General features: G+C 71.9%; 28 protein-coding genes and 1 pseudogene. 14 read left to right on the top strand and 15 right to left on the bottom strand.

Going from position 1 to position 24987, the window contains the following annotated elements:
- Window positions 1–16: 16 nt before the first annotated feature.
- A complete protein-coding gene (locus tag OG534_RS15580) occupies window positions 17–589 on the bottom strand; it encodes a Uma2 family endonuclease (protein WP_326588664.1) in 573 nt (190 codons plus the stop codon).
- Window positions 590–765: 176 nt separating this feature from the next.
- Here OG534_RS15580 and OG534_RS15575 point away from each other — a divergent pair, with 176 nt between their 5' ends.
- Window positions 766–1422 (top strand): polysaccharide deacetylase family protein, encoded by a 657-nt coding sequence (locus OG534_RS15575; protein ID WP_326588663.1) that lies wholly within the window; start codon window positions 766–768, stop codon window positions 1420–1422.
- On the opposite strand, the gene OG534_RS15570 is transcribed toward OG534_RS15575, so the two are convergent.
- Both OG534_RS15570 and OG534_RS15565 read right to left on the bottom strand, forming a co-directional pair.
- Entirely contained in the window at window positions 1419–2183 is a 765-nt protein-coding gene (locus OG534_RS15570) for an SDR family oxidoreductase (protein WP_326588662.1), read from the bottom strand. The genes OG534_RS15575 and OG534_RS15570 overlap by 4 nt on opposite strands.
- 62 nt (window positions 2184–2245) lie before the next feature.
- Window positions 2246–2581 (bottom strand): YnfA family protein, encoded by a 336-nt coding sequence (locus OG534_RS15565; RefSeq protein ID WP_326588661.1) that lies wholly within the window; start codon window positions 2579–2581, stop codon window positions 2246–2248.
- A gap of 116 nt (window positions 2582–2697) precedes the next feature.
- Between OG534_RS15565 and OG534_RS15560 the strand changes: the two genes are divergently transcribed.
- Complete coding sequence (locus OG534_RS15560; protein ID WP_326588660.1) at window positions 2698–3207, top strand: hypothetical protein; 510 nt, start codon at window positions 2698–2700, stop codon at window positions 3205–3207.
- A 77-nt stretch (window positions 3208–3284) separates the two neighbouring features.
- Here OG534_RS15560 and OG534_RS15555 read toward each other — a convergent pair whose 3' ends face one another.
- Window positions 3285–4013, bottom strand: a complete 729-nt coding sequence (locus OG534_RS15555; RefSeq protein WP_326588659.1) for a Mut7-C RNAse domain-containing protein — start codon at window positions 4011–4013, stop codon at window positions 3285–3287.
- Between the two features lie 42 nt (window positions 4014–4055).
- The gene (locus OG534_RS15550; protein ID WP_326588658.1) at window positions 4056–4472 is read right to left on the bottom strand and encodes a winged helix-turn-helix transcriptional regulator; all 417 of its coding nucleotides are present in this window, start codon (window positions 4470–4472) and stop codon (window positions 4056–4058) included.
- 173 nt (window positions 4473–4645) lie between these two features.
- On the opposite strand from OG534_RS15550, the gene OG534_RS15545 reads away from it, so the two are divergent.
- Window positions 4646–5542 (top strand): NADP-dependent oxidoreductase, encoded by an 897-nt coding sequence (locus tag OG534_RS15545; protein WP_326593644.1) that lies wholly within the window; start codon window positions 4646–4648, stop codon window positions 5540–5542.
- Here the strand turns inward: OG534_RS15545 and OG534_RS15540 are convergent.
- From OG534_RS15540 to OG534_RS15520, 5 genes are all read right to left on the bottom strand, one after another.
- Window positions 5526–6110 carry a GNAT family N-acetyltransferase gene (locus tag OG534_RS15540; RefSeq protein ID WP_326588657.1) on the bottom strand — a complete coding sequence of 195 codons (585 nt, stop codon included), beginning with the start codon at window positions 6108–6110 and terminating at the stop codon, window positions 5526–5528. The genes OG534_RS15545 and OG534_RS15540 overlap by 17 nt on opposite strands.
- A gap of 326 nt (window positions 6111–6436) precedes the next feature.
- The gene (locus OG534_RS15535; RefSeq protein WP_326588656.1) at window positions 6437–6709 is read right to left on the bottom strand and encodes a hypothetical protein; all 273 of its coding nucleotides are present in this window, start codon (window positions 6707–6709) and stop codon (window positions 6437–6439) included.
- Window positions 6710–6760: 51 nt separating this feature from the next.
- Window positions 6761–7021: a hypothetical protein gene (locus OG534_RS15530; protein ID WP_326588655.1), complete on the bottom strand. Its 261-nt coding sequence runs from the start codon at window positions 7019–7021 to the stop codon at window positions 6761–6763.
- A 97-nt stretch (window positions 7022–7118) separates the two neighbouring features.
- Window positions 7119–7307, bottom strand: coding sequence for a hypothetical protein (locus OG534_RS15525; RefSeq protein ID WP_326588654.1), 189 nt, complete (start codon window positions 7305–7307; stop codon window positions 7119–7121).
- 5 nt (window positions 7308–7312) lie between these two features.
- Entirely contained in the window at window positions 7313–7888 is a 576-nt protein-coding gene (locus OG534_RS15520; protein WP_326588653.1) for a DUF5994 family protein, read from the bottom strand.
- 519 nt (window positions 7889–8407) lie between these two features.
- Here OG534_RS15520 and OG534_RS15515 point away from each other — a divergent pair.
- A pseudogene (locus OG534_RS15515) lies at window positions 8408–9285 on the top strand (helix-turn-helix domain-containing protein).
- A gap of 166 nt (window positions 9286–9451) precedes the next feature.
- Here OG534_RS15515 and OG534_RS15510 read toward each other — a convergent pair.
- From OG534_RS15510 to OG534_RS15500, 3 genes are all read right to left on the bottom strand, one after another.
- On the bottom strand, window positions 9452–11104 hold the full coding sequence (locus tag OG534_RS15510; RefSeq protein WP_326588651.1) for an ice-binding family protein: 1653 nt from the start codon (window positions 11102–11104) through the stop codon (window positions 9452–9454).
- A 478-nt stretch (window positions 11105–11582) separates the two neighbouring features.
- Entirely contained in the window at window positions 11583–11795 is a 213-nt protein-coding gene (locus OG534_RS15505; protein ID WP_326588650.1) for a hypothetical protein, read from the bottom strand.
- A gap of 165 nt (window positions 11796–11960) precedes the next feature.
- Window positions 11961–12569 (bottom strand): hypothetical protein, encoded by a 609-nt coding sequence (locus tag OG534_RS15500; RefSeq protein WP_326588649.1) that lies wholly within the window; start codon window positions 12567–12569, stop codon window positions 11961–11963.
- A 133-nt stretch (window positions 12570–12702) separates the two neighbouring features.
- Here OG534_RS15500 and hemL point away from each other — a divergent pair, with 133 nt between their 5' ends.
- The 8 genes from hemL to OG534_RS15460 all read left to right on the top strand — a co-directional run bounded on the left by hemL (window position 12703) and on the right by OG534_RS15460 (window position 21025).
- The gene (gene hemL, locus OG534_RS15495; protein ID WP_326588648.1) at window positions 12703–14025 is read left to right on the top strand and encodes a glutamate-1-semialdehyde 2,1-aminomutase; all 1323 of its coding nucleotides are present in this window, start codon (window positions 12703–12705) and stop codon (window positions 14023–14025) included.
- Window positions 14022–14702, top strand: coding sequence for a histidine phosphatase family protein (locus OG534_RS15490; RefSeq protein ID WP_326588647.1), 681 nt, complete (start codon window positions 14022–14024; stop codon window positions 14700–14702). Before hemL ends, OG534_RS15490 begins: the two co-directional genes overlap by 4 nt.
- A 209-nt stretch (window positions 14703–14911) precedes the next feature.
- Window positions 14912–16138, top strand: a complete 1227-nt coding sequence (locus OG534_RS15485) for a hypothetical protein (RefSeq protein WP_326588646.1) — start codon at window positions 14912–14914, stop codon at window positions 16136–16138.
- Window positions 16139–16235: 97 nt separating this feature from the next.
- The gene (locus tag OG534_RS15480) at window positions 16236–16865 is read left to right on the top strand and encodes a TlpA family protein disulfide reductase (protein ID WP_326588645.1); all 630 of its coding nucleotides are present in this window, start codon (window positions 16236–16238) and stop codon (window positions 16863–16865) included.
- 4 nt (window positions 16866–16869) lie between these two features.
- Entirely contained in the window at window positions 16870–17643 is a 774-nt protein-coding gene (locus tag OG534_RS15475) for a cytochrome c biogenesis CcdA family protein (RefSeq protein ID WP_326588644.1), read from the top strand.
- 13 nt (window positions 17644–17656) lie between these two features.
- Window positions 17657–19411: a cytochrome c biogenesis protein ResB gene (gene resB, locus OG534_RS15470; RefSeq protein ID WP_326588643.1), complete on the top strand. Its 1755-nt coding sequence runs from the start codon at window positions 17657–17659 to the stop codon at window positions 19409–19411.
- A complete protein-coding gene (gene ccsB / locus OG534_RS15465; protein WP_326588642.1) occupies window positions 19408–20496 on the top strand; it encodes a c-type cytochrome biogenesis protein CcsB in 1089 nt (362 codons plus the stop codon). The genes resB and ccsB overlap by 4 nt, the downstream gene beginning before the upstream one ends.
- A 25-nt stretch (window positions 20497–20521) precedes the next feature.
- Entirely contained in the window at window positions 20522–21025 is a 504-nt protein-coding gene (locus OG534_RS15460) for an SRPBCC domain-containing protein (RefSeq protein ID WP_326588641.1), read from the top strand.
- Here the strand turns inward: OG534_RS15460 and OG534_RS15455 are convergent.
- The gene (locus OG534_RS15455; RefSeq protein WP_326588640.1) at window positions 21012–22478 is read right to left on the bottom strand and encodes an MFS transporter; all 1467 of its coding nucleotides are present in this window, start codon (window positions 22476–22478) and stop codon (window positions 21012–21014) included. The genes OG534_RS15460 and OG534_RS15455 overlap by 14 nt on opposite strands.
- Before the next feature lie 113 nt (window positions 22479–22591).
- Here OG534_RS15455 and OG534_RS15450 point away from each other — a divergent pair, with 113 nt between their 5' ends.
- Both OG534_RS15450 and OG534_RS15445 read left to right on the top strand, forming a co-directional pair.
- Window positions 22592–23497: a LysR family transcriptional regulator gene (locus OG534_RS15450; RefSeq protein WP_326588639.1), complete on the top strand. Its 906-nt coding sequence runs from the start codon at window positions 22592–22594 to the stop codon at window positions 23495–23497.
- Between the two features lie 16 nt (window positions 23498–23513).
- Window positions 23514–24629: a hypothetical protein gene (locus OG534_RS15445; RefSeq protein ID WP_326588638.1), complete on the top strand. Its 1116-nt coding sequence runs from the start codon at window positions 23514–23516 to the stop codon at window positions 24627–24629.
- Here the strand turns inward: OG534_RS15445 and OG534_RS15440 are convergent.
- Window positions 24626–24937, bottom strand: coding sequence for a PLD nuclease N-terminal domain-containing protein (locus tag OG534_RS15440; RefSeq protein ID WP_326588637.1), 312 nt, complete (start codon window positions 24935–24937; stop codon window positions 24626–24628). The two genes, OG534_RS15445 and OG534_RS15440, sit on opposite strands and share 4 nt — an antisense overlap.
- Between the last annotated feature and the right edge of the window lie 50 nt (window positions 24938–24987).

The raw sequence follows: 24987 nt of genomic DNA, 5'->3' as shown, positions 1-24987 counted from the left end.
TCCGCATTGCGCACGCTCAGTCCAGAAGCATGTCCACCGAGAGCTCGATGTTCACCCCGAGGTGGTCGGGAAGGGTGAGCGTCATGCCGCGCTTGAAGGTTCTGCGCATGTGGTAGGCCGTGCCGCGAGGATCCGTGTAGATCACGACTTCGTCGTGGTGTCGATCGGCGATGACGTAGACCGGGACGTCGGCCTTGGCGTAACTCTCCACCTTGGTACCGGTGTCGTCCGCCCAGTTCGAGGAAGTGACCTCCAGGATCAGGCGGAAGACGTCGTGCCGGTAGCAGTTCTTCACGACCTTGTGATCCAGGAAGTCCGCCTCGACGAGCGAGAAGTCCGGGATGGCGTAGTCGTCCTCGCCGGTGGGCAGCCAGATGCCGATGCCCTGGAGGAATTCCAGGCCCGCCTGTTCGGCCCCCGCCTCGTGGAAGGCCACGGTGAGCCGGGTCAGGGTCCGGGCGTGCCGCCCGTCGGCAGGTGGTGTCACGGTGAGCCTCCCCTGGAGAATCTCCACTCGGTGCCCGGGAAGCTCCCTGGAGAGTCGATCGGCGGCCTCCGCGATCGTGGTCTCGTGCTGTATCACGGCCATAGCTTCCTCCTTTTCGTGACTCACGCTTTCGGAGCGTAGCCGCGGCCGCCGACATTTCGCGTGGATTCACCCGTACGGGCCCGAGGGGTGGGTTCGAGGGCAACTTCCGCTCGCGGCAAGAGGGTTGAGGGGTCGAGTTGGTCTAGACCATGGTGTGCGGCATGGGGAGATCTCGCGTGCTTCTTGCCGCGTTCGCGTCGTTGTCGGTCGTGCTCGTGGGCGCCGGGTCCGCGCAGGCGGGGGTGGGGCTGCCGCCCGTCGTGTCGCATGTGCCGACGCAGGAGAAGGTCGTCTTCATCACGATCGACGACGGCTGGAACCACGATCCCGAAGCCGCCCGGATCCTGCGGGAGAAGCGGGTGCCGGCCTCGCTGTTCCTGCTGCCGGGGGCGGCCTCGTACGACACCGCGTACTTCACCGGCCTCGTCGGGCAGGGGCGGGTCACCGTGGAGAACCACACGGTCAACCACCCGGACCTGACCACGCTCGACGCGGCCGGCAAGGACGCCGAGGTGTGCGGGGCCGGGGAGCAGGTCGAGGCGGCCTTCGGGCGGGCGCCGAAGCTGCTGCGGCCGCCGTACGGGGCGGTGAACGACGAGGTGAGGCTTGCGGCCAAGGCGTGCGGGGTGAAGGCGCTGGTCACGTGGACGTACGACTTCACCACCTGGGGCGAGACGCCGCCCACGCCGCGGCTGAAGTCCGGGGACATCGTGCTGCTGCACTTCACGCCGACGCTGGCGGCGGACCTGCGGCGGGCGCTGGACGCGGCGAGGGCCGCCGGGCTGAAGCCGGCGGCCCTCATGCCGCACCTGCGGAGCTCAGGGGTGCTCTAGAGCTCGCGGTGGACCTTCGTGTTCGAGGCCTGGGCGCGGGGGCGGACCACCAGGAGGTCGATGTTGACGTGGCTGGGGCGGGTCACCGCCCAGGTGATGGTGTCGGCGACGTCGTCGGCGGACAGGGGCTCCGCGACGCCCGCGTAGACCTTCTCCGCCTTCTCCGCGTCGCCGCGGAACCGGGTCTTCGCGAACTCCTCGGTCTTGACCATGCCCGGGGCGATCTCGATGACGCGTACGGGCTGGCCGACGATCTCCAGGCGGAGGGTCTCTGCGAGGACGCGGGCGCCGTTCTTGGCGGCGACGTAGCCGGCGCCGCCCTCGTACGTGGAGTGGCCGGCGGTGGAGGAGAGGACCACGACCGTGCCGTCGCCGGAGGCGGTGAGGGCGGGGAGCAGGGCCTGGGTGACGTGGAGCGTGCCGATGACGTTGACCTCGTACATCGTGCGCCAGTCGGCGGGGTCGCCGGTGGCGACGGGCTCGGCCCCGAGGGCGCCGCCCGCGTTGTTGACGAGCACGTCGCAGCGGTCGAGGGAGGCCGCGAGGGCGTCGACGGCGGCGCGGTCGGTGACGTCGAGGGCGTGGGCGGCGGCGGAGTGGCCGGCCTCGGTGATCTCGGCGGCGAGGGCCTCGATGCGGTCCTTGCGGCGGGCGGTGAGGACGACGTGGTAGCCGGCTGCGGCGAGCTGCCGGGCGGTGGCCGCGCCGATGCCGCTGCTCGCGCCGGTGACTACGGCGGTTCGGGGGGCGGCCGTGCTCATGTGCGGGCTCCTCGGTCGTTCGGTCGTTCGTACGGGCGATTACCCGCCAGCATAGGCGTGGCTCAGCGGCCTCGCGGGGCGTACATGATCACGGCCATTCCGGCGAGGCAGACGAGGGCGCCGGCGACGTCCCAGCGGTCGGGGCGGTAGCCGTCGGCGACGACGCCCCAGGCGAGGGACCCGGCGACGAAGACTCCGCCGTAGGCGGCGAGGACGCGGGCGAAGTCGCCTTGGGGCTGGAGGGTGGCGACGAAGCCGTAGAGGCCGAGGGCGATGACCCCGGCGCCGATCCAGGCCCACCCCTTGTGCTCGCGGACGCCCTGCCAGACGAGCCAGGCGCCGCCGATCTCCAGGAGGGCGGCGAGGGAGAAGAGGGCGGCGGAGCGGGCGATCAGCATGGCTCAAAGGTACGCAGCGCAGATGGGGGTGGGCGCGCCCTCGTTCGTGTGATGGTCCGACCGGTCGGGGGTGTCGGTGGTTAGCCTCCGCGCGAAGACGCGAGGAGGTGGTGGCGGTGCGCCGTGGTGCCGTACGGAGTGTGGTGGTGGCGGGGTTGCTGGCGCTCGGCATGGGTACGCCCGCGGGGGCGTCGGGATCGGCGTGGGCGTCGGCGTCGGCCTGGGTGTCGGCGGGTGCCGGGCCGGAGGCCGATGTGGCGTACCACGGCCGGGTGTACCTGTCCGGGGAGCAGCTGCGGATCTGGCTGGTCCCGGAGAACGACGGGCCGGCCGCGCTGCCGAACGCGACGGTGCGGGTGCGGCTGTCGGCCGACCTGGCGGACCGGCAGGAGCTGGCGGGCGGCTGCGCGCGGGCCGGTCTGCGCGAGGTGGTGTGCGAGACGGGGCCGCTGCCGCTGCACGGGCGGGGCCGGCACATCGGGCTGGCGCTGGGGCTGCGGGAGCGGGCGTCGGAGGTGGTGGTGCGGGTGGACACGTGGTGGAACGGCGGTGCGACGGACCGGAACCACACGAACAACGAGCACGTCGTCCTGGCCCTGGACACGGGCGACGGCTACGCCTTCTAGGGGTGTCCGGCCGGGCCGGGCCGGGCCGGTTGTCCGGCAGGCCCGGTCTGGCCGGCAGGCCCGGTCTGCCCGGCCCGTCAGGCCGTGCCGAATTCGACGAGGGCCTCGTCGACGATGCGTTCCAGGCGGGCGTGGTGGGCGCCGCGCCAGTAGACGCGCTCGCATGCGGCGCACTGCGCGAACACGTCGTAGGAGCGGTGCGTGCCGTGTTCCAGGCGGTCGCCGACGCTGTCCTTGTCGGCTTCGTGGAGCGGGCCGTTGCAGGCGGTGCAGCGGGTCCACGGCGCGAGGGCCGGGGCGAACCTGCTGAGGACGTCGCGCAGTTGCTCGTCGGGGTTGTCGCTGTAGACGTACGCGCCGGCGAACAGTTCGCGGCGGCGCAGCAGGCCGCGGTCGCGGGAGAGCAGGACGCGCTGTTCTGTGGCGGAGCGGGTGGCGAGGGCGGGGTCGCCGATGTCCTCGTTCTCGTAGGCGGCGTCGACGCCGAGCAGGCGCAGGCGGCGGGCGAGGGTGCCGAGGTGGACGTCGAGGAGGAAGCGGAGCGGGGCGCCGGGCACCTGTTGGGGCCGGTCGACGCCGAACACCTCGACGCTCTGGCCGTCTTGGGGCACGTAGGAGACGGGCACCTCGTGGCCGTCGACGAGCAGGCGGCCGACTTCGGTGAGCGGGACGCCGGCCGATTCGACGACGTGGCCGAGGCTGGAGGCGCCGTCGGTCGGGGTCGGTACGCGTTCGGCGCGCCGGCTGGGCGGGGCGAAGAGGCGTAGTTCGGGGGCGAGGGTGAGCTGAATGCCGGGTCCGTTCACCTTGTCAGCATGCCATTGCCGGGGCGGTCGTCGCGGCCGATTTTACGAGGTCGTGGTGGCTTGGTCGAAGGTGTCGCGATGGGTGCTGACCTCGTCGAAGTGGTTCTCGGCCCACAGTTTCACGGAGGACAGGAGGCCGCCGAGGCTGCTGCCGAGGTCGGTGAGCCGGTAGTCGACGCGGACGGGGACGGTGGGGGTGACGGTGCGGGTGACGAGGCCGTCGCGTTCCAGGGAGCGGAGGGTCTGGGTGAGCATCTTCTGGCTGACGCCGGGGATCTTGCGGCCGAGGTCGCTGTAGCGCATGGAGCGGTCTTCGGCCTGGCCTAGGGCGCTGACGATGAGGCCGACCCACTTGTCGCTGATCCGGGCCAGGAGCTGTCCGGTGGGGCATTCCTTGAGGAAGGCGTCGTAGGCGAGCCGGGCTTCTTCGCGGCGCGCCGAGGCGGTGCTGGTGGCCATGGGTGCCCCACTTCCGGGTCGGGTACGCACTCCCGAGTGCGTACTTACGAAAAGAGAGTACCTCTCCCTAGGTTAGTACTCATCGCGAACGAGCGAACGAGCGAACGCGCGATACAGCGATTGAGCGAACGAACGGGAGAAGTGCGATGAGCGAGCAGACGCAGACGATGACGATGCTGGCGGCCGTGGTGACGGAGTTCGGCGGCCCGGAGCAGGTCGAGCTGGCCGAGGTCCTGGTGCCCCGCCCGGCGGCGGGCCAGGTGCGGGTCCGGGTCCGGGCCGCCGGGGTCAACCCGGTCGACGGCGCGGTCCGCGGCGGCGTCTTCGGCGGCGCCGGGCAGCGGATCGGCCTCGGCTGGGAGGTGGCCGGGGAGATCGACGCGGTCGGCGCGGACGTGACCGGCTGGAGCCGCGGCGACCGGGTGGTGGGGCTGCACCACGGGATGGTGAAGCCGCTGGGCACGCACGCCGAGTACGTGGTGCTCGACGCCACGGCCGTCGCGGCCGCGCCGACGACCGTGGACGCCGTGGCCGCGGCGGGGCTCCCGCTCGGCGGGCTGACCGCCGGGCGCGCGGTGGACCTGCTGGGGCTGGCACCCGGCTCCTCGGTGCTGATCACCGGGGCCGCGGGGGTGGTCGGCGGGCTCGCGGTCCAGCTCGCGGTGCGGGCCGGGCTGGTGGTGACGGCCCTGGCGGGCGAGCAGGACGAGGCCTTCGTACGCTCGCTGGGCGCGACCGGCTTCGTCCCGCGCGGCGCGGCTCCGGCCGGGCCGGTGGACGGGGTCCTGGACGCGGCCGTCCTGGGGGAGGCCGCGCTGGCCTTCGTCCGTGACGGCGGGGTCTACGTCGGCCTGATCCCGCACCACGCCCCGGCGGCGGAGCGCGGCATCCGGGTCGAGGAGCAGGAGGTCGAGGCGGACGGGGCGCACCTGGCCCGTCTGGTGTCCCTGGTCGACGCGGGCGCGCTCACCCTGCGCGTCTCGCAGACCTTCCCCCTCGGCGAGGCCGCGAAGGCGCACGCCCACCTCGGGACGCCGGGGGTCCGCGGCCGCATCATCCTGACGGCGTGACCCCGCCGTGCCGCACGGTGTCCACGCGGTAGCGCCAGTCGAAGCTCGGGTGGGACACCCCGGGCGGGTACTCGAAGTCGACTTCCCCGAGGCACTCGAAGCCGGCGCGCCGGCAGACCGCGTTGGACGCCGGGTGGTCGGTGCCCGGGAAGGCGTGGACGCTGTCGCGGGAGCCGTGGGCGCGCACGTAGGACAGCAGCTCCGTCAGTGCGGCCACGGCCAGCCCCCGCCCCTGGAACTCGGGCAGGACGCCCCAGCCGGCCTCGTAGACCGGCCGGCCCTGCCACTCCCGCTCCCAGAAGCCGACGGATCCCACGCTCGCGTCGGACCCGTCGGACCCGTCGGACCCGTCGGACCCGTCGGGGGCCTGGGCCTCCCACACGACCCGGAACATCCGCCCGGCGGCCGGCTCCCGCGCGCTCATGGCCTCGTACCGCCGCTGCCGGTCGGCGAGCTTCCCGGCGGGCTCGGGGCCGCCCAGGTGTGCGGTCATGACGGGCTCGTTCTTGCGCTCCAGCAGCCAGAAGTCGCCGTCGCTCCAGGGCTCCAGGCGTACGCGTGTCTCCATCGGGCCACGCTACGTCGGCGCGGCGGGCGCCGGGTTTCCTGGGGCTCCGCCCCAGACTCCCGCGCCTCAAACGCCGGCGGGGCTGGATTGGGGCTCCGGCCCCGCGCCTCAAATGCCGGCGGGGCTGGATTGGGGCTCCGGCCCAGGCCCCGCGCCTCAAATGCCGGCGGGGCTGGATTGGGGCTCCGGCCCAGGCCCCGCGCCTCAAATGCCGGCGGGGCTGGATTGGGGCTCCGGCCCAGGCCCCGCGCCTCAAATGCTGGCGGGGCTGAATTGGACCCCGCGCCACAATCGCCGGCGAGGCTGGAATTGCCGCCCGGCCCTCTTCAGCCGCGCTCTTCCTCCTCGGCCTCCATGCGCCGGATTCCCTCGTGGGTGAGGGTGACCATCGCGGGCGTGTTGCCCGGTTCCCAGTCGACGGTGATCAGGCCCTCGCCCGCGAGGTAGGTGCAGGCGGCGGCCAGGTCCTGTTCCGGTACGTGGAGGTCGCGCCTCAGCTGCGCCCCGGTGACGCCGAGGAGGCGGTTGCCTTCGACGGCTTCGTACAGGACCCGGAGCACCTGATCGCGGTAGGTCTTGCGTTCGCGCAGTGTGGCCATGACCGCGTCCTTGTCTGTTGCGGGGGTGGGCTTCCGGGTCCGTCGGGGCTCTCAGGTCTCGTCGGAGTGGGCGCCGGCGGGGGCCAGGCTGGCGGCCAGCCAGGGGCGGGCGGGGCCGGCGGGTGTTGCGGTGTCCACGGTGAGGTGGAGGCGGGTGTCGCCGTCGAGGCCGGGGTAGCTGCGCTGTTCCGCTCCGGCGAAGCAGCCGCGCAGGGCTTCCGCGACCGCGCGGGCGGCTTCGGGCGTGTGCGCGATGATCCGTACCTCGGCGTGCCCGAGCGATGGCAGGGTCTGGGTCTCGATGTACTTCACGTAGGCGTGTTCCCTTTCGGAGTGGGTGTGGAGACGGCGGGTGGGGGCGCCGTGGCGCCCCGCCCGCTGCCCCCGGTCGGAGGAAGGTCTCTGTTCCTCACCGGTCGGCACCTCTGCGGTGGGCTCGACGACCGGTGTCGTCCGGCAGACCGGGTGGTCTCGGCAGGGGGTCGCTGAAGCGGTAGGCGGTGATCCGCGCGTCGTGCTGGGCGTTGAGCAGGTGGATCCAGCGCATTCCGATGCCGATCGCGAGGATGATCACCGCGAGGAGGACGAGGGTCTCCACGGAGCTCACCTCCAGCCGTTTCCGGGCTGCGGGAGCGCGCTTCGTCCCATCACGTCCCCGAAGGGGGTCATGCACGCCCCGCCCTCGCCCTCCCAGATGGCCTCCCGGCGCACGGCGTCGCGGATGCCACGCCCGATGACGGCTTCGTTGGCCATCAGGGCGCCGGCGGTGAGGACGCTGCCCGGGATCGACGCGGCGGCCATCAGGCGGGCCGCGGCGGCGGGCGCGGTCTCGGGCGGGATGACGAGGAGGTCCCAGCGGCCCACCGTGAAGGAGAGCAGGATCAGCTGGTCGGGGTGCTGCTCGGCGAACCAGCCCACATGCAGCGTGCGCCCGTCCACGGCAACCTTGTGCGGGACCACGGGCCAGCGGGTGGGGTTCACCGTGACGCGGGTGATGCGGCCCCAGGGTTCCACCAAGGCGGCGGCGAGCGCGGGAAGCTCGGCTTCGAGGTCGCGGGAGCAGGGCCACCAGGCCCCGTCCAGCCGGCCGGCGAGGGTGGTCTTCGGCGTGAGGGAAACACGAGCCGGGAGGGTCGCGGCGAGGTCGCGGGGCCCGGTCCGGTCGAGGGTGGTGGTCATGGTGTGGACCTGCCCCCGGAATGCCCGTCGGCAGCCCGGTTTCTGGCGATCGCCGGAAATGACACCCGCGTGAAAGCGGGTGTGCGAAATACTCCCGGTGCTTTGACTGTACGCCTGTTCGGCCGACTATGACTGGCGTGACCAGGCATTTTCCGGCGGGCAGCGGACGGGTGCGGTGCGGAGGGCGGCGGCGCGGGCGGCGGGAGTACCGTGAAACGACGGGGCTCGCGCACGTCGCCGCAGCCACCGGCACCGGTGCCGACCTGCGATGCGGTACGGCCGCACGGTCCGCGCCGTCCGCGCCGACACCATGACGCGGGCCGCTCGGCTCCTCGTCGCCACCACACCAGAACCCGAGGACGACGGCGTCGCCGACCCGGCAGCCCGATCCGGCGGAAACCCGCTCTGCGTCCGGCGCGAATCACCGTGTATGACACGAGGGTCAAGGCCGATCGGGCGGCCCTGGCCGTGGCAATCTGCTCGCCGGCGCAAGGTTTGTGAAGCGGAGGTACACGCCCAGTGGGTGGCACGGTCAATCCCACCGTCAGCAGACGGCGACTGGGTCGGAGCTGCGTCGGCTCCGGGAGAGCAGCGGCATGACGACGCAGCAGGTGGCGGCGCGCCTGCTGATCTCCCAGCCCAAGATCAGTCTGATGGAGAACGGTCGCCGCCTCATCAAGCCGCGCGATGTGCGCGATCTCTGCGGGCTGTACGGAGTCCGGGATCAGCGGCGAGTTGACCATCTGATGCAGCTGGCCGGGGAATCGGGCCGGCAGGGCTGGTGGAACGCCTACGACGACATCTCGTACGGCGCCTACATCGGCCTGGAGGCCGAGGCGGCCGCGATCCGGTTCCACGCCCCCCTGGTGATCCCCGGCCTGCTGCAAACCCCCGCCTATGCGCGGGCGGTCATCGCAGGAACGATCCCTCACGCCACTGCCGAACAGGCCGCCACACGCCTCCAGGTGCGGCCGCGGCGCCAGGACCGGCTGTGCGCCCCGGGCAACCCGCTGCGCTTATGGGCCGTGCTGGACGAATCGGCGTTGCGGCGCGTCGTGGGCAGCCGCGAGGTCATGCGCGAGCAGCTGGACCATCTGACCGGCCTCGGCGCACGGCCGCACATCACCCTTCAGATTCTCCCCCACGACGCGGGTGCGCACCCGGGTGTCTCGGGACAGTTCTCGCTGCTCGAGTTCGCCGACGCCACCGATGCGAGCGTGGTCTATCAGGAGAGGTTCACCAGCGACCTCTATCTGGAGAAACGATCCGACGTGCGGCGTTACCGCGACATGTATGCGCACATGCAGGCCCGGGCGCTGAGCCCGGACATGACCCGGAATTTCATCGAGGAAGCCGGCAAGGCGTACGCGGGCACGGAGTTGCGACCAGACGCCTGAGCCCCTGGACGGCGTGTCCAGGGGCTCAGCCGCCGAACGGCGGACCGGATGTCCCTCTTCGCTTGATCGAGCTTTCAGTCCCTGCCGCCTACGAGTACGTCGCTGTCGGTGACGGGAGAGGGCGGGAGGGGCGGGAGGGGCGGGAGACGGTCACGGTTGCGACGGGCTAGTCCTGTCGGGTTGCCGCACCTCGCCGGGTCCTCTTCATGGCGAAGAAGGCCGAGCCGCCGATGAATGCCAGTGCGGCTGCAGTGGCGGCCGCGATGCCGGCCTCGCTGCCCGAGTCGGTCGTGCCGGTCGTGCCGGTCGTGGCGAGGGCCGGCGTCGCCGCCTTCGGCTGTTGGCCGGTGGCGGCGCTCACGTGGGCGAAGTTGACGCTCTTGGCGGTGTGGCCGGGAGCGAATTGACCCAGAGCATCGTCGAGGCCGCCGGGCAGGAAGTCGGCCCACGGGGGCTTGCCCTGGTCGGGGCCCTCAGGGCCCTCGTGGCCGTGGCCGGGCTTGCCGTGGTCGTGGTCGTGGTGACCGTGGCCGGGCTTGCCGTGGTCGTCGTCGCGACCGTGCTCGCCCTCGTCGTCGTGACCGTGACCGTGGTCGTGATCGCCGGAGTCACCCTTTTCGCCCTTGTCGCCTTGAGGCCCCTTGGGCCCTGCGGGTCCGGCGGGTCCGGCAGGTCCGGCAGGTCCGGCGGGGCCGGCAGGTCCGGCGGGTCCGGCGGGTCCTGCGGAACCGACGGGGCCGGGAGCGCCCGTCGGGCCGGGGGCACCGGGGCTGCCGTCAGGACCCGGGGCTCCGGGGGCTCCGGGGCTGCCGCTCGGGCCGGGGGCACCAGGGCTGCCGTCAGGGCCGGGGGCTCCGGGGGCTCCGGGGCTGCCGCTCGGGCCGGGGGCACCAGGGCTGCCGTCGGGGCCGGGGGCTCCGGGGGCTCCGGGGCTGCCGCTCGGGCCGGGGGCACCAGGGCTGCCGTCAGGACCGGGGGCTCCGGGAGCGCCGGGGCTGCCGCTCGGGCCGGGGGCTCCGGGGCTGCCGCTCGGGCCGGGTGCGCCGGTCGGGCCGGGGGAGCCGGTGGGGCCGGGCTCACCCGTCGGGCCAGGCGATCCCGTCGGTCCGGGAGACCCGGTCGGTCCGGGAGGTCCGGGCGGGCCGGCGGCGCAGGTCGGCACCGTAATGGTGTTGTTGTCCATCGTGACCGCGGCCTCACGCGCCAGGGCGCGGCCTTCGATCACGGCGCTGTTGTTCAGCGTGATGGACTGCATGGCCAGGATGGTGCCCTTGAACTGGGTGGTCGTGCCGAGGGTGGCGGAGCTGCCCACCTGCCAGAACACGTTGCAGGCATTTGCTCCGTTGATGAATTCCACGGAACTCGACGAAGCCGTGGTCAGGGTCGAGGGGATCCGGAAGATGAAGACGGAGTTGGGGTCGCCCTCGCCGTCGAGGGTGACCGTCCCGGTGAGTTGCAGGGACGGCGGGGTCGCCGGGGCCGTGTAGACGCCGGGCGCCAGCGTCAGTCCGCCGATCTCGTCCGAAGCGAGAATGGTCCCGGGCCCCCGGCCTGCCGCGTCGTCGTAGGCGACGACGAGGTCGGACTTCGCCTGAGCGGCGGCGGCGTTGGGGGCTACGCGGATCACTCCGTTGACGATGCCGGGCGGGAAGCCGGTCACCGATGTGCCCGGATAGAGCCCCAGGTCGCCGTTGATGACGGTGGGGTTCGTGTTGGTGACCGTCGAACCGGCCAGGACCCCGTAACTGGCGGTGGTCCCCAGCAACACGGGGGCTTCTGCGGCGTGGGCGAGGGTCGGGATCAGGGCGGCCGACGCCATGAGCGCTGCGGGGAGCAGTGCAAAGGCTCCCCGTTTGAGCAGATTGCGTTGAGGGCTTGCGTCGGGTGGAGCCGACCGGATGACATCCAATGCCATTGCAGGACCTTTCTTGTTGCTTCGGGTCCCGGACCTCCCGAAGGAGGATCCCGAGCTCCCGCGACGATGGCGACTCAGGGCTGCAAGTCCCCCTGCCCGCGCCGGCGCACAGGCTCCCCGTGAGCGGGGACCGAGAACGACTCCCTGCCCGAGGTAGTGATACGCCGTCAGATAGGCGGAGTCACGCATATTTCACAGGAATAGGCCGCAAATCAGAAAAAATGCTCTATGTGAGTGACGTGACGTCCGAGGACGTCCTGTGTCGCCCGCCCGTGCGAGTCCGTCGTGCCGTCCGGCTTCGGGCGGGACGTGACAGAGCCCGGCCGGGGTGACTGTGGACCGGCCGGGCTCTGGGTATGCGGGGCAGTGAGTGGTGCGCTGGTCAGAGGTTCTCGTCGTGCAGGTCCTCTTCGCGCAGCAGGTCGTCCTCGCGGCGGCGCGTGGTCTCCTTCCCGCCCTGTGTCCCGCCTTGCTTCTGTGCCTGCTCGCGGGACGGCTTGCCCGGCTGGGGGTGCGCGGGGTCTCCGGGGCGCTGGTGACTCTGTGCCTCGCGGCCCTTGCCCGGCTCCTGGTGCTTGTCCTGCTTACCGTCCATGACGGTCACTCCTTTTGGTGCGTGGGGTACGGATTCCTCCCGGAACACGCTGACACGCACCGTGACGCTCTGCATCGCCTCGGCCGGGAAAGCGCGGCGGACGGGTGACGCGACGCGCCCGGACCCCGTCAGGACGGCCCACGGGTGAGGAGAGGAAGGGACGGGTCAGGGCCAGACCAGGCAGTACGGCTGGTGGCCCGCCTCGTGGAGACGGTGGCTGAAATCCTGCCATTCGTGGAGCAGCTGGTAGACGTTGAAGGCGTCGCTCGGGCCGCCGCGGTCCGGGACCGTGGACCAGATGAAGGCGGCCGCGCCCACCGATTCCTCGCCGATTCCGCGCAGCGGGTCGACCACCGTCATCGGGAGCTTGACCACGGCGTAGTCGGGGTGGAGCACGACCAGCTCCAGCGGGGGCACCTTGTGCAGAGGTATGCCCTCGATGCCGGTCAGGACCATCGCGGCCACCGTCTCCGGCTTGATCTTGGTGAAGAGGCCGCCCATGCCGAGCTCGTCGCCGCCGAGCTCCTCCGGCCGCATCGTGACCGGGACCCGGGCGGCCGTGGCGCCGTCGGGGGCGCCGAAGTATTTGTACGTCACTCCCATACCGCGACCCTTGGGCAGGTCGCCCGACGGCGACGTGGGCTCCGGGACGGCGTCCGCCGCCTCCGTGGCCCGGCGGCGGTGCTTGCCCCGGCGGCGGGCCTCGCGGGCTTCGCGGGCGCGCTGCGGATCGAGGCCGTCCGTACCCTCGCCCGGTCCACCACCGCGTTGCATATCTCCACCCGACTGGTCTTGCTTGCCCCGGCCCCGCGGCCCCCGCCACGCAGCCTGATCATCATGGCAGTGACCTCCCCCGCGGCGACGCGGTGAAACGCCCGTCCGCAAGTCTGTCGCGGCCTCTGAGACCATGGCTCGTGTGAGCTACCCGTACCCGTATGAAGCCCCAGTTTCGCAGACGCTCTTCGAGCGCGCCTCCCTCGTGACCCCCGGCGGCGTGAACTCTCCCGTGCGCGCCTTCCGCGCCGTGGGCGGTACGCCCCGGTTCATGGTGTCCGGTACCGGTCCGTACCTGACCGATGCCGACGGTCGCGAGTACGTCGACCTCGTGTGCTCGTGGGGACCGATGATCCTCGGCCACGCGCACCCCGAGGTGATCGAGGCCGTCCAGGCGGCCGTCGCCCGCGGCACGTCCTTCGGCACGCCCGGCGAGGGCGAGGTGTTGCTGGGCGAGGAGATCGTCGCGCGGATCGAGCCCGTCGAGCAGGTGAGGCTCGTCTCGTCCGGGACGGAGGCCACCATGTCGGCGATCCGGCTGGCGCGGGGCTTCACCGGCCGCGCCAAGGTCGTGAAGTTCGCCGGGTGCTACCACGGTCACGTGGACGCGCTGCTGGCCGCCGCCGGTTCCGGGCTCGCGACCTTCGCGCTGCCGGACACGCCCGGCGTGACGGGTGCGCAGGCCGGCGACACGATCGTGCTCCCCTACAACGACCTCGAGGCGGTGCGGGCGGCCTTCGCCGCGCACCCGGGCGAGATCGCCTGTGTGATCACCGAGGCCGCGCCCGGCAACATGGGCGTCGTGACCCCCGCCGAGGGCTTCAACCAGGGGCTCGCGGACCTCTGCCGCGAGAACGGCGCGCTCTACATCTCCGACGAGGTCATGACCGGTTTCCGGACCTCCCGCGCCGGCTGGTACGGGGTCGACGGGGTCAAGCCGGACCTGATGACCTTCGGCAAGGTCATGGGCGGTGGCTTCCCCGCCGCCGCGTTCGGCGGCCGCGCCGACGTCATGGGCCACCTCGCGCCCGCCGGGCCCGTCTACCAGGCCGGCACGCTCTCCGGTAACCCGATCGCCACCGCCGCCGGCCTCGCGCAGCTGCGGCTGCTGGACCAGGCCGCGTACGAGAAGGTCGACGCGGTCTCGAAGGAGATCCAGGGTCTGGTCACGGGCGCGCTCGCCAAGGAGGGCGTGGCGCACCGGCTGCAGACCGCGTCCAACATGTTCTCCGTCTTCTTCACCGAGGACGAGGTGCGCAACTACGACGACGCCAAGAAGCAGGAGAGCTTCCGCTTCAACGGTTTCTTCCACTCGATGCTGGCGCAGGGCGTCTACCTGCCGCCGTCGGCGTTCGAGTCCTGGTTCGTGTCCACCGCCCACGACGAGAAGGCGATCGAGCGCATCGCGGCGGCCCTGCCCGCCGCCGCCCGAGCCGCCGCGGAGGCCACCGCGTGAGCAGCAGCGAGATCACCGTCGTGCACCTGGTGCGCCACGGCGAGGTGCACAACCCGGACGGGGTCCTGTACGGGCGCCGCGAGGGCTACCACCTCTCCGAGCTGGGCCGGCAGATGGCGGACCGGGTCGCCGAGCACCTCAAGGGCCGGGACATCTCCTACGTGGTGTCCTCCCCGCTGGAGCGGGCGCAGGAGACGGCGGAGCCGATCGCCAAGGCACACGGTCTGGACCTGGCGACCGACGCGCGGCTGCTGGAGGCGGAGAACGTCTTCGAGGGCAAGACCTTCGGCGTCGGCGACGGCGCGCTGCGCAAGCCCGGCAACTGGAAGCACCTGACGAACCCGTTCAAGCCGTCCTGGGGCGAGCCGTACGTCGAGCAGGTGGTCCGGATGATGAGCGCGGTGGAGGCCGCGCGCGATGCGGCCCGCGGCCACGAGGCGGTGGCGGTCAGCCACCAGCTGCCGATCTGGATCGTGCGGAGCTTCGCGGAGAAGCGCCGGCTGTGGCACGACCCGCGCCGCCGCCAGTGCACGCTCGCCTCGCTGACGTCCTTCACGTTCCAGGGCGACAAGCTGGTGTCGGTGGGCTACAGCGAGCCGGCCCGGGACCTGGTCCCGGCGCACCTCCTGGCCGGGGCGAAGCCGGTGAAGGGTGCGTCCAAGGCGTTCGGTGCCTGACGGCCCGTGAGTCCGCCGGCCCGTCCGCCGGCCCGGCACCTCCTTTTACCCCTTGATCGACACTCTGTTACGAACCGTTACGTCTTTACCTAAATAAATACAAGTTGCGCCGGGAATCACCGTTCCAGTGCTGCACAGCCCGTCAAATTATCCGTTTATGTGGGATTTGGCGAGGGCTTGCGGGTAACGACGGGGACGGTGACGGTGACATGCGTGACTTCAGTCGAAGGGGAGTGCTCGGGCTCGGTCTTGGGGCCGCCGCCGTGGTGGGGATCGCGGGCTGCGGCTCACCCGGCAAGACCGAGCCCGGCGCCCCCGGGCCGATCAAGAACCCCAGGCCCGGCGAGAAGCCGGCGCCCCGGGCCATCGGTGACGGCTCCACCGCCGACACCGGCCCGCAGCCGAACCAGCCGGCCCGGCCCGTGCCGCTCCAGCCGGGCGAGACCCCGCCGCAGTTCGTCGTCTTCAGCTGGGACGGCGCGGGGGAGATCGGCAACGGCCTCTTCCCGCGCTTCCTCAAGCTGGCCAGGGGCCACGGCGCGGCCATGACCTTCTTCCTCTCCGGCATCTATCTGCTGCCCGAGTCGAAGCGGGCCCTCTACCACCCGCCGAACAACCCCGTCGGGGCCTCGGACATCGGCTACCTCAAGGACGAGAACGTCCGCGCCACCCTCGGGTGCGTCCGCGAGGCCTGGCTCGACGGGCACGAGATAGGCACGCACTTCAACGGCCACTTCTGCGCGGGCTCCGGCTCCGTGGGCAGGTGGACCCCGGCCGACTGGCAGAGCGAGATCGACCAGGCCGTGTCGTTCGTCACCAACTGGCGCACGAACACCGGTTTCACCGACCTCGACCCGCTGCCCTTCGACTACCGCAAGGAACTGACCGGCGCCCGGACCCCCTGCCTCCTCGGCCGGGACGCCCTGCTGCCGACCGCCCAGCGGCTGGGCTGGCGCTACGACTCCAGCTCGCCCGGCGGCCTCCAGGTCTGGCCGGCGCGCAGGTCGGGCGTCTGGGACCTGCCGCTGCAGTCCCTGCCCTTCCCCGGGCACTCCTTCGAGGTGCTGTCGATGGACTACAACATCCTCGCCAACCAGTCGAAGAACACCACGAAGGGCGTCCCCGCCAACTACCCGGGCTGGCGCACCCAGGCCACGGGCACCTACCTCGGCGGCTTCCGGCGGGCCTACGAGACCAACCGCGCGCCGCTCTTCATCGGCAACCACTTCGAGGAGTGGAACGGCGGCATCTACATGGACGCCGTCGAGGAGGCACTCAAGGGCATGGCGGACAAAAGGGATGTACGGCTCGTATCCTTCCGGCAGTTCACCGACTGGCTGGACGTACAGGACCCCAAGGTGCTCGCCAGGCTGCGCGGTCTCGCCCCCGGCCAGGCACCGGCCGGCGGCTGGAACACGTACCTTGCCGCGGCCTGATCGTCACGGTCGCGGCCCGGCCATCGCCTGACCAGGGCATTGACATCCCCGCGGGGGGCGCGGTAGATCCGCGAATTGCTCATGCGAAACTTTTCACATGAGCCTTAGCCGCGCCCCCCGTCGCCGCTCGATCAGCGGCCGCGCCCTCCTGCTGACCGCGGCGACCGCCGCGGGCGTCATGACGCTGACGTCCTGCGGAGGGTCGGACGGCGGCAGCAAGTCCAGCAGCTCCGGCGGCAACTACGTCACGGGCCCCAGCGGCATCTCCCGGGTGGCCAAGGGGGAGCGGGACGAGGCCCCGAAGCTCGACGGCGAGACCCTCGACGGCGAGACCCTCGACACCACCACCCTCAAGGGCAAGGTCGTCGTCCTCAACGTCTGGGGCTCCTGGTGCCCGCCGTGCCGCGGCGAGGCCCCCAGCTTCGCGAAGGTCTCCAAGGAACTGGCCGACGCCGGCAAGGACGTCGCCTTCGTCGGCATCAACACCCGCGACACCAGCACGCAGAACGCGAAGGCCTTCGAGGAGACGTACGGGATCACCTACCCGAGCCTGTACGACCCCGCCGGGAAGCTGATGCTCCGCTTCCCCAAGGGCACGCTCAACCCGAACGCGATCCCCTCCACGATCATCATCGACAAGGAGGGCAGGATCGCCGCCCGCACCCTGGCCCCGGTGGGCGAGGACCACTTGCGCTCGATGATCGACCCGATCCTCGCGGAGCAGTGACCTCGTGGTCGAGTACGTACTCGCGGCCGAGGCGACCGGCGTGAACACCACCGTCCTGAACGGGGCGCTGCTGCTGGCGCTGCCCATCTCGGTCCTCGCCGGGCTGGTCTCCTTCTTCTCGCCCTGCGTGCTCCCGCTGGTCCCCGGCTACCTCTCCTACGTGACCGGCGTCAGCGGCGCCGACCTCGCCGAGGCCCGGCGCGGGCGGATGCTGGCGGGCGCGCTGCTGTTCATCGCCGGCTTCACCGCGGTCTTCGTCTCCACCGGCGCGCTCTTCGGCTACTTCGGCGAGACCCTCCGGGAGAACAACGAGATCATCTCCCGGGTCCTGGGCGGCCTGGTGATCGTTCTCGGCCTCTTCTTCATGGGCGCGATCCCGGGCCTGACGATGCGGGAGTTCCGCTTCCACAAGAAGCCGACGGCAGGCCTGGTCGGCGCCCCGCTGCTCGGCGTGCTCTTCGGCGTCGGCTGGACCCCCTGCATGGGCCCGACCCTCGCGGCCGTCACCACGCTCTCCCTCGACCAGGCGAGCGCCGGCCGGGGCGCGCTGCTGACCGTCGCCTACTGCCTCGGACTCGGTCTGCCGTTCGTGCTCACCGCGATCGCCTTCCGCAAGGCGCTCGGGGCATTCGGCTGGGTGAAGAAGCACTATGCATGGGTGATGCGCATCGGCGGAGGCATGCTGATCCTGACCGGTCTGCTGCTCGTCACAGGAATGTGGGCCAGCATCGTCAGCGACATGCAGAGCTGGACCCAAAGCTTCACGGTGGGGATCTGAGGACTACACGGACATGAGTACGACTGACAAGGCATCCACCGAGGCATCCACCGAGGCGTCCACGGATGCGTCCACGGACGCAGCCACGGACGCAGCCACGGACGCGTCCGAGGCCGCGGCCGGTGCCCAGCTCTCCACCGCCCCGCTGGAGGACAGCCCCACCGGGCCGGCCGTCGGCATCGGCGTGATCGGCTGGGTCCGCTGGTTCTGGCGGCAGCTCACCTCCATGCGGGTGGCGCTGATCCTGCTCTTCCTGCTGTCGCTGGGCGCCATCCCCGGCTCCCTGATCCCGCAGACCAACGTCGACGCGATGAAGGTGGCCTCCTGGAAGGAGGCCAACGCGGACTGGGTGACCGTCGCCGAGAAGCTCCAGCTCTTCGACGTCTACAGCTCGGTGTGGTTCTCCGCGATCTACCTGCTGCTGTTCATCTCGCTGATCGGCTGCATCGTGCCGCGCTCCTGGCAGTTCGTCGGCCAGCTCCGCGGCCGCCCGCCGGCCGCCCCCAGGCGGCTGGACCGGCTTCCCGCCCACACCACCTGGCGCACCGAGAAGACCCCGGACGAGGTCCTCGCGCACGCGAAGACGATGCTCGGCGGGGCCCGCTTCCGCACCGAGCGCGGCGAGGGCCACGTCGCGGCGGAGAAGGGCTACCTCCGCGAGGCCGGGAACCTGATCTTCCACGTCTCGCTGATCGTGATGCTGGTGGCCTTCGCCTGGGGCCAGTACTTCAAGTCCGAGGGCGGCAAGCTGGTCCTGCGCGGCACCGGCTTCTCGAACACGCTCACCCAGTACGACGACTTCAAGCCCGGCACGCTCTTCAACCCCGACGACCTGCCGCCGTTCAGCTTCACGCTGGACCGGTTCGACGCGACGTACGAGATGAGCGGACCGCAGCGGGGCACCCCGCGCGACTTCAAGGCGCACATCACCTTCTCCGACGGCGCCGACGGCACGCCGCAGAAGCGCGAGATCCAGGTCAACGAGCCCCTCGAAGTCGACGGCTCCAAGGTCTACCTGCTCGGCCACGGCTACGCGCCGATCCTCTCGGTGACCGACCCCACCGGCAAGGTGATCTTCAAGGACGCCGTGCCGATGCTCCCGCAGGACGCCAACCTCACCTCCGTCGGCGCCGTCAAGGTCACCGACGGCTACAAGGACAAGGACGGCAAGACGGAGCAGCTCGGCTTCACCGCCGTCTTCGTGCCGACGTACGCCGGCGACGGCCACGGCACGATGTTCTCGCAGTTCCCGGCCGCGCTCCAGCCGCGCCTCATGCTCAACGCCTGGCACGGCAGCCTCGGCGTGGACTCGGGCCTGCCGCAGAACGTGTACGTGCTCAAGACGGACAAGATGCAGTCCTTCAAGGACGAGTCCGGCGAGGTGTTCAAGCAGAAGCTCTCGCTCGGCGACACGATGACCCTGCCCAACGGCGCGGGCAGCGTGAAGTTCGAGGGCATCGAGCGGTGGGCCACCTTCTCCGTCACCCACCAGCCGGGCAGCGGCCTCGCCCTCGCGGGCGCGATCGCCGCCATCGCGGGCCTGGCCGGATCGCTGTTCATCCAGCGCCGCCGGATCTGGGTCCGCGCGGTGACCGGCAAGGACGGCGTGACCGTCGTCGAGATGGCGGGCCTGGGCCGCAGCGAGTCCACCAGGCTGCCGCAGGAGCTGGCGGACCTCGCCGCCACGCTGCACCGGCAGGCGCCGTCCGCGCCTGCCGCAATGGCCGAACCACGTGTCGAAGAAACCCCTGAAGGAGAGCGCGGATGACGCCGCTCGCAGCCGCAGCCAACGAGAATCTGGCTGAGATCAGCAACTACCTGATCTATTCGTCGATGGCGGTCTACACGCTCGCCTTCTTCGCGCACATCGCCGAGTGGACCTTCGGCAGCCGCAGCAAGGTGGCCCGTACGGCCGCCGCGCTGACCGGCGCCGGGGAGGCCGGGGCCACCGCCCCCGCCGTGCAGGTCCGCGGCAAGGGCGGCAGCACCGCCGTCCTCGACCAGCCGAAGGTCGTCACCCGCTCCGCCGCCGGCACCCGCGACGTGCCGGACGGCCCCGGCGCCGCCGGCGGCACCGTGCAGGGCGACCTGTACGGGCGGATCGCGATCTCGCTGACCGCGCTCGCCTTCCTCGTCGAGGCGGCCGGAGTCGTCGCCCGCGCGATGTCGGTGCAGCGGGCCCCCTGGGGCAACATGTACGAGTTCTCGATCACCTTCTCCACGGTGGCCGTCGGCGCGTACCTGGTGCTGCTCGCCCTGAAGAAGAACGTCCGCTGGATGGGCCTGATCCTGGTCACCACCGTCCTGCTGGACCTCGGCATCGCCGTCACCTGGCTCTACACCGACAGCGACCAGCTGGTCCCGGCCCTGCACTCGTACTGGCTGTGGATCCACGTCTCCACCGCGATCTTCTGCGGAGCCGTCTTCTACCTGGGCGCGGCCGGCACGGTCCTCTACCTGTTCCGCGACGCCTACGAGGGCAAGCTCGCAGGCGGCGGGAAGCCGGGGCGGTTCGCCTCGTCCGTCCTGGAGCGGATGCCCTCGGCGGCCTCGCTCGACAAGTTCTCCTACCGCATCAACGCGGCCGTCTTCCCGCTGTGGACCTTCACGATCATCGCGGGCGCGATCTGGGCGGGCGACGCCTGGGGCCGGTACTGGGGCTGGGACCCCAAGGAGGTCTGGTCCTTCGTGACCTGGGTGGCGTACGCCTGCTACCTGCACGCCCGCGCCACCGCCGGCTGGAAGGGCCGCAAGGCCGCGTACCTCGCGCTCTTCGCCTTCGCCTGCTGGATCTGGAACTACTACGGCGTGAACATCCTGCTCAGCGGCAAGCACTCGTACGCGGGCGTCTGACCGGCGGGAGTGGGACGCTGGTGGCATGTCCCTCGTGAGCCATGCCACCAGCGAGCGCCGCGGCGAGGACCAGTGGCTGCTGCGCTTCGAGCTCCACCTGCCCTGCGCCTACGCGGACCTCTGGCCCGCCCTGACCACGCAGGACGGGCTGCGCGGCTGGCTGGCCGCGGCGGACGTCCTGGAGCGCAGGCTCGGCGGGGCGGTCACCCTGCGCTGGCTGAACACCGGCACCGTGGCGACCGGGCGGGTCACCGCCTGGGACGTGGAGCGGGTCGCGGAGTACACGGTCAGCGAGCACGGGCGGATCCGCTTCCACCTGGAGGCGGTCGGGACCGACTCGACGGTGATCCGGTTCGTCAACGAGCGCGGCGGGCCGGAGCAGGTCCGCCTCGACTGCCTGGCCGGCTGGCACGAGCACTTCGAACTGCTGGAATCCGCGATGGCCGGGCGGCCGGCGGACTGGTCCGCCTGGACGGACACCCGCTGGGCCCGGCTGCGCGAGGCCTACGCGTCCTTCACCCGCGCGTAGGCGCGGCGGGAGCCGGGGCAGAGGCCGGGGCCGGGGAGCCGGAAGCGGAAGCGGAAGCGGACTCGGCGCCCGCCCCGGACACCACCCGGCCCGCGCCCGTCCGCCGGAGCCCCGGCAGGCTGACGGCCGCCGCCACCAGCGCCGCCGCGAAGGGGATCAGCAGCGCGGCCCGGTACCCGTCCAGCGGGACCGCGAAGGACGTCGTCACCGCCGTCACCGCCGACAGGCCGAGCGCCGCCCCGAACTGGAAGGCCGTGTAGAGCAGCCCGCCCGCGAGCCCCTGCTCCGCCTCCGCCACGCCCTCGGTGGCCACGATGGTCAGCGGCCCGTAGACCAGCGCGAAGGCGAGCCCCAGCAGGACCAGGCCCGGCAGCATCGCCAGGTACGTCCAGTCGGCGCCCAGCGGCAGGAAGAGCCCGTACGCCAGCGCCGCCAGCAGCAGCCCGCCGAAGATCAGCCGGCCGTTGCCGAACCGGGCGACCAGCTTCGGCACCACCGTCGGCGAGAGCACCGCGTCGATCCCGATCACGATCATCGCGAAGCTCGTCTGGAGCGTCGACCAGCCCCGCAGTTCCTGGAGGTAGAGCACCACCAGGAACTGGAAGCCGAAGAAGGCGCCCGCGAACAGCAGCCCTGCGGCGTTGGCCCGCCGCAGCGGCCCCGAGCGCAGGATCCCGAGACGGACCAGCGGCTCGGCCGCCCGCCGCTCGACCGCGGCGAACACCCCCAGCAGCACCAGCCCCGCCCCCACCGTGGCAGCCGTCCACCCGGCCCCGGCGTGCGCGGCCCGCTCGACGCCCAGCACCAGCAGCACCACGGCCGCGGTGACCAGCAGCCCGCCGGCCAGGTCCAGCCGCTGCCCGGACGCCCGCCGGGGCCGCGGCGACTTCGGTACGAGGGCCAGCGCACCCAGCAGGATCAGCGCGGCCAAGGCGACCGGGGCGAAGAACACCCAGCGCCAGCCGATCGAGGTCAGCAGCCCGCCGGCGACCAGGCCGATGGAGAACCCGCCGGCCGCGGTGCCCGAGTAGACGAGCAGCGCCTTGTCCCGCTGCGGGCCCTCGTCGAAGCCGGTGGTGATGATCGACAGGCCGGCCGGGGTCATGAAGGCCGCCGCGACCCCGGTGACGAACCGGGCGGCGATCAGCTGCCACCCCTCGGTGGCGAGTCCGCCGAGGCCGGAGAAGAGGAGGAAGACGGTGAGCCAGCCGATGAACATCTGCCGGCGCCCGAACAGGTCGGCGGCGCGGCCGCCCAGCAGCATGAAGCCGCCGTAGCCGAGGACGTAGGCACTCATCACCCACTGGAGTGCGCCGGTTTCGAGCCCGAGATCGGCGCGTATGGAGGGCAGGGCGACGTTCAGCATCGCGACGTCGATGCCTTCCAGGAAGATCGCGCCGCACAGCACGAGCAGCACGCCCAGGCGGCGCCCGCGGATTCTTGCTTCGGTCATGACGATGCCTCGCAGGAGCGGAAGAGGGGAGGGAGGTGGTCGTTGCCGGCTCAACCACCCTCGCCCGGTGCCCGGCTCGGAACAACGCCGAAGAAGACAACGTTCGTTCAGTCATGCTTACCGATCGCGACGAGCTGGACTGCTTCCTGATCCTCGCCGGGGAACTGCACTTCGGCCGGACCGCCGAGCGCATGCTGCTCTCCCGGGCCCGCGTCAGCCAGCTCGTCCAGCGCCTGGAGCGCCGGGTCGGCGCGCCGCTGTTCCTGCGCACCAGCCGCAGCGTCGCCCTCACCGCGCTGGGCCGGCAGCTGCGCGACGACCTCGAACCCCACCACCGCGCCATCGAGGCCGCCCTCGACCGGGCCGCCGCCACCGCCCGCGCCGCGGACGGCGTCCTGCACGTCGGCTTCACCACCCCGCCCGCCGGGGAGCTTGTCCTGAAGGCCGCCGAGTCCCTGCGCGCCACCCACCCGGGGCTCGCGGTCGAGGTGTGCGAGGTGCCGCTCTCCGATCCGTACGGGCAGTTGCGCAGGGGCGAGTTCGACGTGCAGTTCGCCGAGTTTCCGGTCCGGGAGGCCGACCTGGGGGAGGGGCCCGCGCTGCTCACCGAGGCCCGGGTGCTGGCCGTGGCCGCCGGGCACCCGCTGGCCGGGCGGGACTCCGTGTCCCTGGAGGAGCTGGCCGGGGTGCCGCTGCTGACCGTCGCCGGGGACCTGCCCCCGTACCGCCGTGAGGCCCAGAGCCCGGCGCGCACGCCGGCCGGGCGGCCCATCCGGCGCGGGCCGGAGGTGACGAACATGCAGGAGGCGCTGATGATGGTCGCCGCCGGCCAGGGCGCGCTGCTGACGTCGGCCCACACCTCGACGTACTACGCCCGCCCCGGCGTCGCCTACGTCCCCTTCGCGGACGCGGAGCCGGTCGGCTACGGCCTGGTGTGGCGCGCCGCCGACAACTCGGGCGCGGTGCGGGCCTTCGCGCGGGCGGCGTCCCAAGTCGCTGGCCGAAACGTTTCCGCCTGAGGCAGTCTTGAGATTCGTGATCACCCGAGAGCAAACCAAGAGACCTGACGCGGCGACGAGTTGGCGGTACGCGACCCTGCCCATCGGCATCGGAGCCGTCGCGGCCCTGGTGGGCGCTCTCCTGCTGCTGGTGCCCGTACGGACCGCCGACGCGGCCGCCCGCGCCTTCGCCGCCGCGGACACCTGCGCGCCCGGCCTGCCGCCGCGCGAGCGGGCGCAGTGCCTGAGTCCCGAACCGGCGACGGTCGAGCGCTACGGGCGGGGCGGGCGCGGGGACACGTACACGTACGTCGAGGTCGTGCTCGGCGACGGACGCACGCGCCACCTCGACCTGCAAGGGGCCGGCTTCCGCGTGGTGCCCGCGCAGGGCGACCCCGTGCGGCTGGTCAGCTGGCGCGGCGAGGTCCGGTACGTCGTGTACGGCTCCGGAGCCCCGCGCACCGCCTTCACCGACGCCGATCCCCACACCGCCTACGCGGTGCCGTTCGGCTGGGGAGCGTTCCTGCTGCTCTTCGGGCCCGTCCTGATCTGGATCGGCTCCTGGCAGCGGTGGCTGTCCCACCGCTCCCGGCGGGCCGCCCCCTGGCAGGTGATGGTGCCCTGCGTGACCCTGGGCCTTCTGAGCGTGGGCGTGCTGACCGCGGCCCTGGCCACGGACCTCCGGATCGGGCAGCTCCTGCGCGTGTGCGGCGCCGGCCTCGCGCTCGCCGCCGTCGTCATCGGGGCCGTCTGGATCTGCAAGGCGCTGCGCGGCGAGAGCGACACGGTCGAGGTGGAGCCGCGCCGCGACGACCGGGAGCACGTCTTCATCGCCCACGTCCTGGGGGACGACACCGGCTTCGGCCCGGGGCCCTACCTCGTGGTGGCCCCGGGGGTGCTCGCCTTCAGCGTCGACCCGACCGGTGCCTTCCGCCGTGCTCCGCTGCCCTCCGGGCTGGTGCTGGAGCAGGTCCGCCCCGTCTTCGCGTCGGACCCCGGAGCCATGGAGCTCTACGGCCGGTACGAGCCCACGTACCTGGTGGCGCAGTGCCGGGACGGGGAGCGCGAGGTGCTCATCGCGGTTCCCCGCAAGAAGATGCCGTGGCTCGTCGGCGCGCTCCCGAAGGCGGAGCGGCCCGCCGTGCCCGGCTAGTCCTTGTCCTCGTCCTTCTTGTCCTGCTTCTCCTGCTCGTCGCGCAGGGACTTCAGGAACTCCGGGTTGTCGTCGGGCGCGACCCACTGGGCCCGGCCCCGCGGGCGGCGCCCGCCGCCGCCGACGGCCGACCGCTTCTTGCCCGCGAACAGCCACACCACCGGCCCCACGATGGAGAAGAGCAGGATGATCAGCACCCAGACCGTCTTGGGCAGGTGCTTGACCTCTTCCTCCGGCGTGTTCAGGCAGTCGATGAAGGCGTAGATGGTCAGCGCGAGGATCAGGAGGAACGGCAGATAGCGCAGCACGGTGTGGGACCGACTCCCCGGCAGTGACGGGGGGCCCGGCTCGGGCCCCG

This window comes from Streptomyces sp. NBC_01294, from assembly GCF_035917235.1.
GTDB lineage: Bacteria > Actinomycetota > Actinomycetes > Streptomycetales > Streptomycetaceae > Streptomyces > Streptomyces caledonius.
Note: the sequence above shows the minus strand (reverse complement) of the source record. Positions and strands in the feature narration are given on the sequence as shown.

Bases quoted from the DNA above. Each gene is read 5' to 3' on its own strand.
- OG534_RS15570 (WP_326588662.1), bottom strand. From the start codon at position 2,183: ATGAGCACGGCCGCCCCCCGAACCGCCGTAGTCACCGGCGCGAGCAGC.
- OG534_RS15480 (WP_326588645.1), top strand. From the start codon at position 16,236: ATGAGCCTTAGCCGCGCCCCCCGTCGCCGCTCGATCAGCGGCCGCGCC.
- OG534_RS15540 (WP_326588657.1), bottom strand. From the start codon at position 6,110: ATGGAGACACGCGTACGCCTGGAGCCCTGGAGCGACGGCGACTTCTGG.
- OG534_RS15580 (WP_326588664.1), bottom strand. From the start codon at position 589: ATGGCCGTGATACAGCACGAGACCACGATCGCGGAGGCCGCCGATCGA.
- resB (WP_326588643.1), top strand. From the start codon at position 17,657: ATGAGTACGACTGACAAGGCATCCACCGAGGCATCCACCGAGGCGTCC.
- OG534_RS15460 (WP_326588641.1), top strand. From the start codon at position 20,522: ATGTCCCTCGTGAGCCATGCCACCAGCGAGCGCCGCGGCGAGGACCAG.
- OG534_RS15455 (WP_326588640.1), bottom strand. From the start codon at position 22,478: ATGACCGAAGCAAGAATCCGCGGGCGCCGCCTGGGCGTGCTGCTCGTG.
- OG534_RS15565 (WP_326588661.1), bottom strand. From the start codon at position 2,581: ATGCTGATCGCCCGCTCCGCCGCCCTCTTCTCCCTCGCCGCCCTCCTG.
- hemL (WP_326588648.1), top strand. From the start codon at position 12,703: ATGGCTCGTGTGAGCTACCCGTACCCGTATGAAGCCCCAGTTTCGCAG.
- OG534_RS15485 (WP_326588646.1), top strand. From the start codon at position 14,912: ATGCGTGACTTCAGTCGAAGGGGAGTGCTCGGGCTCGGTCTTGGGGCC.
- OG534_RS15450 (WP_326588639.1), top strand. From the start codon at position 22,592: ATGCTTACCGATCGCGACGAGCTGGACTGCTTCCTGATCCTCGCCGGG.
- OG534_RS15510 (WP_326588651.1), bottom strand. From the start codon at position 11,104: ATGGCGTCGGCCGCCCTGATCCCGACCCTCGCCCACGCCGCAGAAGCC.
- OG534_RS15500 (WP_326588649.1), bottom strand. From the start codon at position 12,569: ATGCAACGCGGTGGTGGACCGGGCGAGGGTACGGACGGCCTCGATCCG.
- OG534_RS15550 (WP_326588658.1), bottom strand. From the start codon at position 4,472: ATGGCCACCAGCACCGCCTCGGCGCGCCGCGAAGAAGCCCGGCTCGCC.
- OG534_RS15535 (WP_326588656.1), bottom strand. From the start codon at position 6,709: ATGGCCACACTGCGCGAACGCAAGACCTACCGCGATCAGGTGCTCCGG.
- OG534_RS15520 (WP_326588653.1), bottom strand. From the start codon at position 7,888: ATGACCACCACCCTCGACCGGACCGGGCCCCGCGACCTCGCCGCGACC.
- ccsB (WP_326588642.1), top strand. From the start codon at position 19,408: ATGACGCCGCTCGCAGCCGCAGCCAACGAGAATCTGGCTGAGATCAGC.
- OG534_RS15545 (WP_326593644.1), top strand. From the start codon at position 4,646: ATGCTGGCGGCCGTGGTGACGGAGTTCGGCGGCCCGGAGCAGGTCGAG.
- OG534_RS15505 (WP_326588650.1), bottom strand. From the start codon at position 11,795: ATGGACGGTAAGCAGGACAAGCACCAGGAGCCGGGCAAGGGCCGCGAG.